General features: G+C 60.2%; 12 protein-coding genes. 6 read left to right on the plus strand and 6 right to left on the minus strand.

Annotated features, from left to right (window positions below):
• Window positions 1–21: 21 nt before the first annotated feature.
• Window positions 22–363: a hypothetical protein gene (locus RHM56_RS14455; RefSeq protein ID WP_322233203.1), complete on the minus strand. Its 342-nt coding sequence runs from the start codon at window positions 361–363 to the stop codon at window positions 22–24.
• 344 nt (window positions 364–707) lie between these two features.
• Here RHM56_RS14455 and RHM56_RS14460 point away from each other — a divergent pair, with 344 nt between their 5' ends.
• On the plus strand, window positions 708–2,417 hold the full coding sequence (locus tag RHM56_RS14460) for an amidase (protein ID WP_322233206.1): 1,710 nt from the start codon (window positions 708–710) through the stop codon (window positions 2,415–2,417).
• A gap of 1,733 nt (window positions 2,418–4,150) precedes the next feature.
• Window positions 4,151–4,801: a methyl-accepting chemotaxis protein gene (locus RHM56_RS25965; RefSeq protein WP_416194915.1), complete on the plus strand. Its 651-nt coding sequence runs from the start codon at window positions 4,151–4,153 to the stop codon at window positions 4,799–4,801.
• Window positions 4,802–4,848: 47 nt separating this feature from the next.
• Here RHM56_RS25965 and RHM56_RS14470 read toward each other — a convergent pair whose 3' ends face one another.
• The 5 genes from RHM56_RS14470 to glnT all read right to left on the minus strand — a co-directional run bounded on the left by RHM56_RS14470 (window position 4,849) and on the right by glnT (window position 10,629).
• Window positions 4,849–6,174 (minus strand): ammonium transporter, encoded by a 1,326-nt coding sequence (locus tag RHM56_RS14470; protein WP_322233210.1) that lies wholly within the window; start codon window positions 6,172–6,174, stop codon window positions 4,849–4,851.
• Window positions 6,175–6,287: 113 nt separating this feature from the next.
• Entirely contained in the window at window positions 6,288–7,625 is a 1,338-nt protein-coding gene (locus RHM56_RS14475) for an FMN-binding glutamate synthase family protein (RefSeq protein ID WP_322233212.1), read from the minus strand.
• Between the two features lie 20 nt (window positions 7,626–7,645).
• Window positions 7,646–8,329 (minus strand): protein glxC, encoded by a 684-nt coding sequence (locus RHM56_RS14480; protein ID WP_322233214.1) that lies wholly within the window; start codon window positions 8,327–8,329, stop codon window positions 7,646–7,648.
• 11 nt (window positions 8,330–8,340) lie between these two features.
• A complete protein-coding gene (locus RHM56_RS14485) occupies window positions 8,341–9,246 on the minus strand; it encodes a glutamine amidotransferase family protein (protein WP_322233216.1) in 906 nt (301 codons plus the stop codon).
• A gap of 48 nt (window positions 9,247–9,294) precedes the next feature.
• Entirely contained in the window at window positions 9,295–10,629 is a 1,335-nt protein-coding gene (gene glnT / locus RHM56_RS14490; RefSeq protein WP_322233218.1) for a type III glutamate--ammonia ligase, read from the minus strand.
• A gap of 282 nt (window positions 10,630–10,911) precedes the next feature.
• On the opposite strand from glnT, the gene RHM56_RS14495 reads away from it, so the two are divergent.
• From RHM56_RS14495 to RHM56_RS14510, 4 genes are all read left to right on the plus strand, one after another.
• Complete coding sequence (locus tag RHM56_RS14495) at window positions 10,912–11,511, plus strand: helix-turn-helix domain-containing protein (protein WP_048369155.1); 600 nt, start codon at window positions 10,912–10,914, stop codon at window positions 11,509–11,511.
• A 285-nt stretch (window positions 11,512–11,796) separates the two neighbouring features.
• The gene (gene purU / locus RHM56_RS14500; RefSeq protein WP_322233220.1) at window positions 11,797–12,663 is read left to right on the plus strand and encodes a formyltetrahydrofolate deformylase; all 867 of its coding nucleotides are present in this window, start codon (window positions 11,797–11,799) and stop codon (window positions 12,661–12,663) included.
• Window positions 12,660–13,565, plus strand: a complete 906-nt coding sequence (folD, locus tag RHM56_RS14505; protein ID WP_322233222.1) for a bifunctional methylenetetrahydrofolate dehydrogenase/methenyltetrahydrofolate cyclohydrolase FolD — start codon at window positions 12,660–12,662, stop codon at window positions 13,563–13,565. The genes purU and folD overlap by 4 nt, the downstream gene beginning before the upstream one ends.
• The gene (locus RHM56_RS14510) at window positions 13,547–14,788 is read left to right on the plus strand and encodes an FAD-dependent oxidoreductase (RefSeq protein ID WP_322233224.1); all 1,242 of its coding nucleotides are present in this window, start codon (window positions 13,547–13,549) and stop codon (window positions 14,786–14,788) included. The genes folD and RHM56_RS14510 overlap by 19 nt, the downstream gene beginning before the upstream one ends.

Here is a 14,788-nt window from a genome sequence, read left to right on the forward strand (position 1 = left end):
CACTTGAAAAAAGGACAGGAATTAAACGCGTGGCGGACGCCAGACCCCGGACGGGGTGGAAGCAGGCACGGCATCGCTGAAAAACGCAGGCGTTACCGGGTGACGCAAAGAGAGTGCGGGCTTGATGACTGAAACTTGCAGCAGGGTCCCGGCCTTGCACTCTTGGCCAGGTTTACACGACTTGCCATGATCGGACGGGGCCTTGCTGTCAGCGCAACAGTCCATGCCCATGTCGTCCATCATCTTCATGCTCAGGGCCTGCATCGGACACGGCTCGGTCGATGACTGAACGCCCGCCATCCCGCTCAGGGGAAGCGTCAGGCTAAGAACGAAAATGAGGCAAAGTCGCAGGTAGCGTTTCATGGGGCGCGAGTCTAATCGGTAAAAATAGCGCATACAATTGGTCGGTCAGGCGTCATCAAAACGTGGTGGAATTAAGCGCGCATTATCAACGCGGGCGATTTTTTAAAAGATCAAAAGATCGCGAGGCGAGCTCGCTCCTACAGAGGTTTTGAGCCACTGTCCAAACCCAAATTTACGGATAAATATCGATTAGATAGCACATTGACTGGCTCAACAGGCCCCAGTTTCGCTAAGCTGCGCACATGTGCACCTCATGCAGCGCTGCGCAGAACCCGATATGAAACGTTATTTGAGCACTATGACGTTCCACCCTCCCACATCCTCCAACCGTCAGCGGTGAGCGCATGATCGAAGTCACTGAAGTTTCCATTGCCCAATTGCGTGAGGCCCTTGAATCGGGTCAGACCACGGCGGTTGAGCTGGTCATGTCGTACCTTGCACGGATCGAGGCCTACGATGGCCCCGACACAGCGACCGCACTCAACGCGGTGGTGGTGCGCAACCCCGAAGCGCTGAAAGAAGCCCAAGCCTCGGATGCCCGTCGCGCCAAGGGCCAGACCCTCGGGCCGCTGGACGGCATTCCCTATACCGCCAAGGACAGCTATCTGGTCAAGGGGCTCACCGCCGCGTCCGGCAGCCCGGCCTTCAAAGACCTGATTGCCTATCGCGATGCGTTCACCATCGAGCGTTTGCGTGGCGCCGGGGCCATTTGCCTGGGCAAAACCAATATGCCGCCCATGGCCAACGGCGGCATGCAGCGCGGCGTGTATGGCCGCGCCGAAAGCCCGTACAACGCCGACTACCTGACGGCGCCCTTTGCCTCGGGTTCTTCAAACGGCGCCGGCACGGCCACAGCCGCCAGCTTTTCGGCCTTTGGCCTGGCAGAAGAAACCTGGTCCAGCGGTCGCGGCCCGGCGTCGAACAATGGCCTGTGCGCCTACACCCCGTCACGCGGCGTGATTTCGGTGCGCGGCAACTGGCCGCTGACCCCGACCATGGATGTGGTGGTGCCGTACGCCAGAACCATGGCCGACCTGCTGCAAGTGCTCGATGTGGTGGTCGCCCAAGACCCGGACACCCGTGGCGACCTGTGGCGCATGCAACCTTGGGTGCCGCTGCCGAGCGTTGAATCGGTGCGTCCGGCGTCATATCTGGACCTGGCAGCCAATGCGCAATCGCTGGCTGGCAAACGCTTTGGTGTACCGCGCATGTACATCAACGCTGACCCTGAAGCCGGCACGGCAGAGAAACCTGGCATCGGTGGCCCGACCGGGCAACGGATTATCACCCGAGCCTCGGTCATCGACCTGTGGCAAGCGGCACGCCAGGCCCTTGAAGCCAAAGGCTGCGAAGTGATCGAAGTCGACTTCCCGCTGGTGTCCAATTGCGAAGGCGACCGTCCCGGTGCACCGACCGTGTTTACCCGCGGCCTGGTGTCCAAAGAGTTCTTGCACCATGAACTGTGGGACTTGTCAGCCTGGGCGTTCGACGACTTCTTGCGGGCCAACGACGACCCGAAACTCAACCGTTTGGCAGATGTTAACGGCGCGCTGATATTCCCTCACGACCCGGGCACCCTGCCCAACCGCGAAGACGACCTGGGGGCGGGCATGGACGAATACGTGCGCATGGCCGAACGCGGGATTACCCCTTGGGATCAGATTTCCACCTTGCCGGACGGCTTGCGCGGCCTGGAACAGACCCGTCGAATCGACCTTGAAGACTGGATGGACCGCCTGGGACTGGACGCCGTGCTGTTCCCGACCGTGGCCGACGTTGGCCCGGCCGATGCCGATGTAAACCCGGCGTCGGCCGACATTGCCTGGAGCAACGGCGTGTGGGTGGCCAACGGCAACCTTGCGATCCGCCATTTGGGCGTGCCGACCGTCACCGTACCGATGGGTGTGATGGCCGACATAGGCATGCCGGTCGGGCTGACCTTTGCCGGACGTGCCTATGACGACTCGGCGCTGCTGCGCTTTGGCTCGGCGTTCGAATCGCTGGGCAATATACGCATGATCCCCCCGCGTACCCCGCCGTTGTCGGCGGTGTAAGCCCCCTCTGTAGGAGCGAGCTTGCCTCGCGATCTTTTGATCGTTTAAAAGATCGCGAGGCAAGCTCGCTCCTACAGGCACCAACCTCGGTCACTAACAACACCCAACGCACTGATTTAATGCGTATTCCCTCCCCTTGAGTCACCACACCCCATGATGGCTAGTGGCCTGCTTCTTGCTGTGGCTTTTCTATCTCAATGCCGCCGTTGGAGACGTGAATGTCGCTATCAAGCAGTTCAATGCAGCTTTCTTCCAACGAAAAACGTTGGCTGCCCTGGTTCGGCAAGACCGGAAAACTGGCCATGGGCTGGGCATGCTGGCTCAATCGTTCGGCGTATCCGGTGCTGGAGCAAACCTTCGAAGCCATTGCGCAGACCCGCGTGCAATTGCTGCACAACTGGACCCGCGAGCAGTGGGAGCATTTGAGCGAGTTGGCCGAGCATGTGGGCAACGACTTGGCCCATCTCGATCAGACCACCTTGCTCGACACGCTCAAGCAAGCCGAAGACTTTTCGGAATTGTTTGTGGTTGACCCGCACGGCCAGGTAATCACCTCGACCTGGAGCGGACGCAGCAAAAACCAGCCGCACACCCCTAGGGCTTTAGCCGAAGGCTTGAAAGCGCCGTTTCTGCACGGCCCCTACGCAGACCCACTGACCCTGCAAATCGGTCCTTCGTCGTCGAAGTTCCATGACGAAGTCACGCTGATGTTTTATCAACCCCTCAACGCCCATGGCAAAACCCTGGGCTGTCTGTGCGCCCGCGTGCCCAACGATGTGCTCGGCGACCTGATTCAGCGCGAGGCCGGGCATATTTATGCCGAGTCGGGCGACAACTATCTGTTTATGGCGCAATCACGCTTCGACCCGGCTATCCAACCGGGCACGGCCTTGTCGCGCTCACGCTTTGAAGACGGCACCTTCAGCCACGGCGAGAACCTGAAAAGTGGCGTGCACACGCCCTGGAAAACCGTGCAGATTCAGCGCCACACCGAGCTGGAGTTGCGCTTCACCGACCCAGCCACCCAACAACTGCACCCCGGCGTGCGTGAAACCATTCGCAACGGCTCCAATCTGTTCGTGACCTACCCCGGTTACTCGGACTACCGGCATATCCCGGTGGTCGGCAAGGGGGTCACCTTCCAACTGCCCGGCTCGCCAGATCGCTGGGGCATGATGTGCGAAGCCGATCTGGAAGAGGTCTACCGCCGCCGCTCGCTGAGTTATGGGCTGATGAAGCCCTACCTCGCGACCATGGCCGGTCTGTTTGCCTGCAACTTTGCGGTTCAGCATTACAGTGGCCTGGATCAGACCTTGATCGATGCCATTGAGGTAGTAAGCATGGCCGGTGCCACCGTGTTTTTTGGTCTGCTGGGACCCAAGCGACTGGCCGCCCGCCTGAGCGAAATGACCGGTGTGATCAGGACCATTGCCGAGGGCGAAGGCAATCTGCGCCAGCGTCTGGACACCCGCCAAATGGCCAATGATGAAACCGGCGACATGGGCCGCTGGATCAACAGTTTTATCGACCATCTGGACTCGGTGGTCGGGCAAGTGGTCAAGGCCAGCCATCACGTCGGCGCCACCAACCAAATGATGCTGGGCCGCAGCCAGGAAGCCAGCCTGACCTCGGTCGAAGTCACTGACGCCGTGCACCACATGATGCTTATTGTCGAAGACCAACTGGGTGAAATTCAGCAAGCCAGCGCCAGCGCCGAACAGATGAAACAGGCCATGGATGAAGTGGTCACCCGCGCCCGCGAACAGTTTTTGAAGGTGCAGCAAGGCACGCAATCGATTCGCGATGTGGTCGAGCGTTCGACGTCCAGCGTGCAGTTGCTCGACAGCCGCATGGCGCAAATCGGCAACATCACAGGCTTGATCAGCGCCATCACCCACCAGACCAACCTGTTGGCGCTGAACGCGGCCATTGAAGCTGCTCGCGCAGGCGAGCATGGACGCGGCTTTGCGGTGGTTGCTGATGAGGTGCGCAGCCTGGCATCGCGCACCTCGCGCGCCGCCGATGACATTCGCAAGATGGTCGAAGGCCTGCAAAGTGAAACCCGGCAGGCCGTGAGTTTTATGGAGGACGGGGTTAAAGACGTCGACAACAGCCTGCGCCTCTCCGAAGAAGCTTCATCGGAAAACGTGCAATTGCATCAGGCGGTAGAAAGTATGTTTGCGATCATTCAACAGCTCAATCGCCGCAGCCTGGACTGCGGCAAAACCATCAAGAGCGTCGATCAGTCTTCAACCGAAATGCGCCAGACCGTGGTCGTGCTGCAAAGCAGCGCTGAAAGCGTGAGGCTTAATGCCAACAAGCTGCAAAAGCTGGTGGGCCAGTTCGAAGTCAGTCAACAGCCTGTACCGGGTGCAGCAGCCTGAGTACGGACCTGCGTCAGGCTGCCAGTGACCTGGCAGCCTGCTTGCCATCAATGGTTATAAGCCCGCTCGTTATGCTCAGCCATATCCAGGCCCATCTCTTCCACCGATTCATCGGCGCGCAAGCCCACCACCTTGTTGACCAACTTGAGAATCACCCAGCTCACCGCAAAACAATAGACTGTGGTCAGCAGTACACCCTTGAGCTGCGCCAACACTTGCCCGCCCATGGTGACGCCCTCGACCAGACCACCCAAGGACGGCATACAGAACACCCCGGTCAGCACGGCGCCGATCATCCCGCCGATGCCATGCAAGCCGAACACATCCAGGCTGTCGTCATACCCGAAGCGACGCTTGAGCACGGTGACGCTCAGGTAGCAGAACACCCCGCACAGCAAACCAATCGCCAGCGCACCGCCGACTCCGACATAGGCACACGCCGGGGTGATGCCCACCAGACCGGCCAACGCACCACTGGCCAGACCCAGGGCGCTGGGTTTGCCGACCTTGAACCACTCAGTGAACATCCAGCCCAGAATGCCAGCGCAGGCGCCCAGTTGCGTGTTGAGCATGACGATTCCGGACAAGCCATTCAGGCCGCCGCCCGAACCGATATTGAAACCGAACCAGCCGACCCACAGCATGGCGGCGCCGACCATGGTCAGGCTCAGGTTGTGCGCGGGCATCGGGGTGTTTTCATAGCCTTTGCGCTTGCCCAGAATCAGGCACGCGGCCAGTGCAGCAACCCCGGCATTGATATGCACAGCGGTACCACCGGCAAAGTCCAGCACACCCCAGTTATGCATCAATGCCCCCGGCCCGCCCCACACCATATGCGCCACCGGGGCATACACCAGGGTGAACCACACCGCCATGAACAGCAGCGCCGCCGAGAACTTCATGCGCTCGGCAAACGCTCCCGCGATCAGCGCCGGGGTGATGATGGCGAAGGTCATCTGGAAGGTCACGTACACGCCCTCCGGAATGTCGCCGACCAGGCTCTCGGGCGTAATGCCTTTCAAAAAAGCCTGCCCCAGACCGCCGACAAAACTGTTGAAGGTCACCTGCCCTTCGACCATGCCCGTGGTGTCCACCACCATGCTGTAGCCATAAATCACCCAGAGCACGCCCACCAGACCGGCAATCCCGAAGCACTGGGTAAACAGGGACAGCATGTTTTTGGCGCGCACCAGCCCGCCATAAAACAACGCCAGACCGGGCAAGCACATAAACAGCACCAGCACCGCCGCAGTGATCATCCAGGCCGTGCTGCCGGTGTTTAATGTGGGCGCGTCGGCGGCCTGAGCCAGCGGCGCCATCAGCGTTGCCGCACACAAAAACAGTAGGGATTTGCCGAGAAGACGATTGACCATGTTCAAAGCTCCTGCAAAAGAACGTTCAAAATGCAGGAGCGAGCTTGCCTCGCGATCTTTTAAAAGATCAAAAGATCGCGAGGCAAGCTCGCTCCTACAGGTTTAGGGGTAGGTCAGTAGCCCGAGCCCGGGATCCAGTGCGTGCCTGCCAATGGCACGCGGGCCATGGCTGCCGATTCGACGGTCAGGGCAACCAGGTCTTCGGGATCAAGGTTGTGCAGGTGCGACTTGCCACACGCGCGGGCCATGGTCTGCGCCTCCAGCACCATCACGCGCAGATAGTTGGCCAGACGCCGACCGCCTTCGATCGGGTCCAGACGTTTCGACAATTCCGGGTCTTGGGTGGTAATCCCGGCCGGGTCGCGGCCGTTCTGCCAGTCGTCGTAGTAACCTGCTGCCGAACCGATTTTCTTCAGCTCGTCATCCAGCCGTGGATGGTTGTCCCCCAGGGCAATCAACGCCGCCGTGCCGATAGCCACCGCGTCGGCTCCCATCGCCATGGCCTTGGCCACATCGGCGCCGTTGCGAATCCCGCCCGACACAATCAACTGCACCTTGCGGTGCATGCCCATCTCCTGCAACGCCTGCACCGCCTGGGGAATAGCCGACAGAATCGGGATGCCCACGTGCTCAATAAACACTTCCTGAGTGGCCGCCGTGCCGCCTTGCATGCCGTCGAGCACGATCACATCAGCCCCGGCCTTAACCGCCAGCTTGACGTCGTAGTACGGGCGGCTGGCGCCAATTTTCACGTAGATGGGTTTTTCCCAATCGGTGATCTCGCGCAGTTCGGCAATTTTGATCGCCAGGTCATCCGGCCCGGTCCAGTCCGGGTGACGGCAGGCACTGCGCTGGTCGACACCAATCGGCAACGTGCGCATGCCCGCCACCCGCTCGGTCACTTTCATGCCCAGCAGCATGCCGCCACCGCCCGGCTTGGCGCCCTGCCCCAGCACGATTTCGATGGCGTCGGCCTTGCGCAAGTCATCCGGGTTCATGCCGTAGCGCGAAGGCAAATACTGGTACACCAAATGCTGCGACTGGCCGCGCTCTTCCGGGGTCATACCGCCGTCACCGGTGGTGGTGCTGGTACCGGCAATGGTCGCGCCACGGCCCAGTGCTTCTTTGGCATTGGCCGACAGGGCACCGAAACTCATGCCAGCGATGGTCACCGGGATTTTCAAGTGGATCGGCTTTTTCGCGAAGCGATTGCCGAGGATGACATCGGTGCCGCATTTTTCACGGTAGCCTTCCAGCGGGTAGCGCGAGACGCTGGCGCCGAGCAGCAGCAGGTCATCGAAATGCGGCAGTTTGCGCTTGGTGCCGCCGCCGCGAATGTCGTAGATGCCGGTTTCCGCAGCACGCTGGATTTCCTGAATGGTCAGGCGGTCGAACGTGGCCGATTCGCGCAATACCGGCGTGGCTGCTGTTGGGTTAGTAGAGTCGCTCATGGGGATTCTCCTCGCGCGGATCAGTACGCGGATGCGTTATCGACTTTGAAGTTGTACAACTGACGGGCCGAGCCATAGCGCTTGAAGTCCGCCGCCTGATGCGCGAAACCGGCCAGATCCAGCAGTGCTTGCAGCTCTTGCAGGTGCTCGGCGCGCATCTCTTTCTCGACGCAGTCCGAACCCAGCGACTCGACCGTGCCACGCACGTAAATATGGGTTTCGTACAGCGAATCGCCCAGCGCATCGCCCGCATCGCCGCACACCACCAAGCGCCCGGCCTGGCCCATGAAGCAGCTCATGTGGCCGATGCTGCCGCCGACCACGATGTCGATGCCTTTCATGGAGATCCCGCAACGCGCCCCGGCGTCGCCTTCAATCACCAGCAATCCGCCATGGGCGGTGGCACCGGCCGCTTGCGACGCGCTGCCTTTAACCCGCACCACACCCGACATCATGTTTTCGGCGCAACCGACGCCGACGTTGCCGTGCACGGTGATCGTGGCCTGCTGGTTCATGCCCGCGCAGTAGTAACCGGCGTGCCCCTGAATATCGATGGACACGGCCTGGTTCACGCCCACCGCGAGGTTGTGTTTGCCATTGGAGTGGGTGACCCGCCACTCGGCATCGGTAACGCTGTGCGCCTGGTCATGCAACGCCTGATTGAGGTCACGCACGCTGGCAGTGGAAAGATCGATGGTTTTCATGTGTGCGCTCCTTAAGCTGACTCGCGTTCCCAGATGTACAAAGTGGCCGGGGCCGGTTCCCAGATCCGTGCGTTCTCAATGCCCGGCAGGCTCGACAGCGCCTGATATTCGGAGGCCATGGCCACGTAATCGTCGGTTTCGGCCAAAATCGCCGGTTTGCAGGCAATCGGGTCGCGGATTACCGCAAAACCGTTACGGGTACCGATGGCAAAGGTGTAGAAGCCGTCCAGGTCTTCCAGCGCATGGTCCAGCGCTTCTTTGAGCGAGTCGCCCTGTTGCAGGCGCCAGGTCAGGTAACCGGCGGCGACTTCGGTGTCGTTGTCGGTTTCAAAATGAATGCCTTCGCGCTTGAGTTCCTGACGCAGGCGGAAGTGATTGGACAACGAGCCGTTGTGCACCAGGCACAAGTCCGCGCCGGTAGAGAACGGGTGGCTGCCTTCCATCGTCACTGCGCTTTCAGTGGCCATGCGGGTGTGGCCGATGATGTGGCTGCCCTGCATGCCGGACAGGCCGAAGCGTTGGGAAATCTCTTGGGGCAAGCCCATGCCTTTAAGAATCTCGATGCTTTGCCCGGCACTCATGATGCGCACGGTCGGGGCCAGCTCGGCCAGCGCCGCCCGCACCGAGGCTTCATCGGTATTGACCTTGAGCACCGCCGCGCTGGCGTTCTGAAACCCGTCCAGCGAGCAGCCCAAACGCCCTTCCAGCGCGCCCATCAGGGCTTTCCAGTCAAAGCCCTCAGTGGTGGCCTGCAAGGTCAGCTTGACCCAGCCCGCCGCCACTTCATCGCCATAAATAGCAAAGCCTGCGCTGTCCGGGCCACGATCAGTCATGGCCTGCAACATCGGTTCGAACAGCTGGCCGAGCCGGGATTCCAACTGCGGGTTTTTCAAATAAAGACCTACGATTCCACACATAAGAGCAATCCTCACGTTGTTCGGGAGCGGCTTGGCCGCCAGGCAGATTCAGAAAAATTCGGTGTAGCGCTTGATCTCCCAGTCGGAGACGTGCCGGCTGTATTCCACCCATTCCATGCGTTTGAGCTTGATGAACTCGCCCACGATTTGCGGCCCGAGCACTTCGGCGAACAGCGGGTCGGCTTGCAGCGCGTCGCAGGCTTCCTTGAGCGATTGCGGCAAGGTCTTGATGCCTCGGGCGGCGATCTGCTCAAGGCTCAGGCTGTAGAGGTTTTCGTTGCAGACATGGTCGATTTCCAACTGGCGGTCGATGCCGTCCAGCCCGGCCGCGATGATGGCGGCGCTGACCAGGTACGGGTTGCACCCGGCATCCGGCAGACGAAACTCCAGGCGGCCATACGGCACGCGGACCATGGCGGAACGGTTGTTGGCACCGAAGGCGATAAAGGCTGGCGCCCAGGTGGCGCCAGACAGTGAATTGCCGACCACCAGACGCTTGTAGGAGTTGACGGTCGGTGCGGCAAAGGCACACAGCGCCGGGCCGTGGGCGAGCAAACCGGCAGCAAAGTGATAGGCCATTTTCGACAAGCCCATGCCACTCGGGTCGCTGGCGTCGTGGAACAGGTTTTTGTTTTCGGCGCTGCTGATCGACAGGTGAAAGTGCATGCCGTTGCCCGCCCGTTTCGGGTCCGGCTTGGGCATGAACGAGCAAATCATCCCCAGGTCATTGGCAATTTCACCGGCGGCCATGCGGAAGAAGGTAAAGCGGTCAGCCGAGGTCAGCGCGTCGCTGTAGGTGTAGTTGATTTCGAATTGGCCGTTGGCGTCTTCGTGGTCGATTTGGTAGACCTCGAAATCCACCGCCTGCAAGGCTTCGGTGAGTTTTTCCAGAAACACCCGTGAACGCGACAGGCCTTTGTAGTCGTAGCAAGGTTTGTCGAGGTTGTCGCTGGGGTCGACCAGTTGCAGGGCGCCGTGTTCGTCGCGGCGCATCAGATTGAATTCCGGCTCCAGCCCAGTGTTGAGCGTCCAGCCTTTGTCGGCCAGGCGCTGCACTTGTTGTTGCAACACATAACGACTGTCGTACGGGTGCGGCTTGCCGTCGACATGGCCCACACACACCACCCGGCCATAACCCGGTTGCCACGGCACCGGCGTCAGGGTCGACAAATCGCCACGGGCCATAAAGTCAGCCCCGTGCGGCTCCATGCCCATGCCGCTGATGGCAAAACCGGCGAAACCCGCACCTTCTTCGGCCACGGTCTTGAGGCCACAGATCGGTACCGACTTGGTCTTGGCCGCACCGTGAATATCGACAAACTGCGCGAGCACGTACTTGATCCCGTGCTTATCGATGATGCGCTGGGTTTCTGCTGGCAACATTGCTCGTCACTCCTGGCGAAAGGCAAAACAGTGTGGGTTGGAGCCAACCTCTTTTTATTCCTAAAAAGAAAGTTAGTTTCCCAATAGGAATGCAAAGCCCTTGCCAGATTGGCCAGTGCAGCATCGAAACGCCGTCGAACGTGCTTTTGTGCTGTATATATGGGAAAAATCTTTTCCCAGTGGGAATACGGCTACCGAACCGCCAGCCTGTGACTCGCTGTTTGCACTTTCTCAGTGCGAAACTAATATTACTGAACGGAAAGTGTGCAGGATTTAATGACGATGCCAACCGAACCCGCTCCACGGCTCAAGCTTGAGCAATACCTGGGCATGCAGATAAAGCGCCAGCGCCAGGCCCAGGATTTGAAATTGTCCGATGTGGCAAAAATTGCCGACATCAGCCAAGGCATGCTGAGCAAAATCGAAAACGCCCAGGTGTCTACCAGCCTCGACACCTTGAGCCGTCTGTGCGACGTGCTCGGGCTGCCGATGTCCAAATTGTTCAGCGAGTACGACCAGCAAGACGGCAGCGCGCTGCTGGTCAAGGCCGATCAAGGCATGGAAGTGGTGCGCCGAGGCACCGAGAAAGGCCACACCTACCACTTGCTTAACCACACCCGCGGGCCGAAGAAGAGTTTTGAGGCGTACATGGTGAGCATGGATGACGCCAGCGAAGAATTCCCGACCTTCGCCCATCCGGGCACCGAGTTTTTACACTTGCTGGAAGGTGAATTGATCTACCGCCACGGCAACCAGCTGTACCGCATGCAGGCGGGCGACAGCCTGACCTTCGAAGGCGACATTCCCCACGGGCCCGAGCAACTGGTGCAAGTGCCGATCCGTTTGTTGTCGATCATGAACTACGGCAACGACAAGGAATAAACCCCATTTCCCCCTGTAGGAGCGAGCTTGCCTCGCGATCTTTTTGAAGATCAAAAGATCGCGAGGCAAGCTCGCTACTACTGTTTTTCACCCTCCCCATAAAATTCCTCTCAGTTAAAAAACTTTCTCAAAATATCTGGACTCGGCGCGGGCATTCCCCTATAAAGCCAACATTCAGGAATATTTTATTCCCCTCAAGAAAACACGTTCCACCTCGAGAACGCGCTGTACGGATGTCTTTTTTCGCCCTGCGATGAGCTGCCACTACCCTCCCGAGGACGTGTCATGCAACACGAGAAAAACCATTTCATCATCAAGATCACGTGTCCGGCAGTGTCTGGCATCGTCGCGGCCGTGACCACTTACCTGGCGGACAACGGTTGCTACATCGGGGAGATGGCGCAATTCGACGACGATTTCAGCGGCCGTTTTTTCATGCGCGCCGTGTTTCGCTTCAACGATGATCACGCCGGTGACATTCAGCAGATCAAAGATGGTTTCAGTGACGTTGCCGCCGCTTTCGACATGACCTGGGAGTTGCACGACACCCGCCAGCCCATGCGTGTGCTGCTGATGGTGAGCAAGTACGACCACTGCCTCAGCGACTTGCTGTATCGCTATCACAAGGGTGAGGTCGACATGACCATCACCGCCATCGTCTCCAACCACCTCGACCTGCGCCCCATGGCCGAACGCGAAGGCATTCGCTTCATTTACCTGCCCGTCACCAAAGACAGCAAAGCCCGCCAGGAAGCCGAGTTGATGAAGATCGTCGACGACACCGGCACTGAGTTGGTGGTGTTGGCGCGTTACATGCAAATCCTCTCCGACGACTTGTGCAAGCAGCTGTCAGGTCGGGCGATCAATATTCATCACTCGTTTTTGCCCGGTTTCAAGGGAGCCAAGCCTTATCACCAGGCCTATCAGCGTGGGGTGAAGCTGATAGGCGCCACCGCGCATTACGTCACCAGCGACCTCGACGAGGGCCCGATCATCGAGCAGGAAGTGCAACGCGTCGACCACGCTCACTTGCCGGATGACCTGGTGGCGATTGGGCGCGATACCGAAACCGTGGCCCTGTCCAAAGCGGTCAAGTACCACCTGGAGCACCGGGTGTTTCTCAACCAGGACAGAACGGTGATTTTCCGGTGAGCACGCCCCTTTTGATTGACGGCAAAGCCGCCGCCGCGCAGGTGCTGCTGCACGTGCGCGAGGCCGTGGCCAGCCTGCATGAGCAGGCTATTGAGCCCGCTCTGGCGGTGATTCTGGTGGGCAGCGACCCGGCCAGCCAGGTGTATGTGCGCAACAAGGTGCTGCGCGCCGAAGAGGTCGGCATCCGCTCGCTGGAGCATCGCCTGCCGAGCGACACCCGCACCGAACACCTGCTCGAGCTGATTGCCAGTCTGAATGCCGATCGCGCCGTGCATGGCGTGCTGCTGCAACTGCCGTTACCGGCGCATATTGACGAATTGCGCGCGCTGCAAGCCATCAGCCCGGACAAGGATGTCGACGGTTTTCACAGTGAAAACGTCGGCGGCCTGAGCCAGGGCCGCGCCGTGCTGGCGCCCTGCACGCCCAGCGGCTGCCTGTATTTGCTCAAGCAAACCTGCGGCGACCTGCGCGGCAAGCATGCGGTGGTCATCGGCCGTTCGAACATCGTCGGCAAGCCGATGGCCGCGCTGCTGCTGCAAGCCGACTGCTCGGTGACCGTCCTCCATTCGCGCAGCCCCGACCCGCAAGCGCTGTGCCGTCAGGCCGATATTGTGATCGCCGCGGTGGGCCGCCCGCGCCTGATCGACGCCCGCTGGCTCAAGCCCGGCGCCGTGGTGATCGACGTCGGCATCAATCGCATCGATGACAACGGCCGCAGCCGTCTGGTCGGTGACGTCGACATGGACAGCGCCCTGACCCGAGTCGCCGCCATCACCCCGGTGCCCGGTGGTGTGGGGCCGATGACCATCGCTTTCCTGATGAAAAACACCGTGACCGCTGCCCTTAACCAACACCAGGCGCAACGCAGCCTGCCGGAGGCCGTATGCCATTCAATCTATTGAAATACGGACTGAGTTCGGAGTACCCGGTGGAGGTCGACCTGCCGCCGCCCAAAGAGCTCAAGGCCCGTTATGACGTGGTGATCATCGGAGCGGGCGGCCATGGGCTGGCCACCGCTTATTACCTGGCCAAGTACCACGGCATTACCAATATCGCGGTACTGGAAAAGTCGTATCTGGGGGGCGGCAATACAGCGCGCAATACGGCTGTGATTCGTTCCAACTACCTGACCAGCGAAGGCGTGAAGTTCTACGCCGAATCAGTGCGGATGTATCAGTCGCTGTCCAACGAATTCGATTTCAACATCATGTATTCGCAGCGCGGTCAGCTGACCCTGGCCCATACCGATGCCACCGTGCGCTCGTTCCGCCAACGGGCCGAGGTCAACAAGCACTTCGGTGGCCGTAGCGAAATGATCGACCGCCAGCAAATCCGCGAACTGGTGCCCAGCCTCAACCTTGACCCCGGCCATTTGCCGGTGCTCGCAGGGCTGTGGCACATCGACGGCGCCACCGCCCGCCACGACGCCGTGGCCTGGGGCTATGCCAAGCAGGCAGCCAAGCGCGGGGTGGAAATTCATCAGCTCACCGAGGTCCAGGACCTGGTGATCGAAAACGGCGCGATCACGGCCGTGAAAACCAATCGCGGGACGATTCAATGCGGCTGCGCGGTGCAAGCGATTGCCGGGCACAGTTCGCTGCTCATGGCCAAGGCCGGAATCCGTTCGCCGATTCAGACCTTCCCGTTGCAGGCGATGGTGACGCAGCCGTTCAAACCGTTTCTCGACCCGCTGGTGAGTTCGTCGGCCCTGCACTGCTACGTGCAGCAGACCAGCCGTGGCGAGGTGGTGTTTGGGGGCGGCTCCGACCCTTACCCGCTGTTCAACAGCCGCTCCACCCTGGACTTGAAAGAAAGCCTGCTGGCCCACGCCATCGAAATGTTCCCGTTTCTGGCCAACGCCAAACTGATGCGCCAATGGGCCGGGATCACCGACATGACCCCCGACTACAGCCCGATCATGGGCCTGTCGCCGGTGAAGAATTACTACCTCGACGCGGGCTGGGGCACGTGGGGTTTCAAAGCCACCCCGATCTGCGGCAAAACCATGGCCGAACTGGTGGCCAGCGGCGGCAAGGTCCCCGAGTTGATCAAACCGTTCGCCCTGGAGCGCTTTTCAACCTTCCAGCAAGTCAACGAAATGGGCGCCACAGCGGCCAGCCACTGA

The organism is Pseudomonas sp. CCC3.1 (genome assembly GCF_034347405.1).
GTDB lineage: Bacteria > Pseudomonadota > Gammaproteobacteria > Pseudomonadales > Pseudomonadaceae > Aquipseudomonas.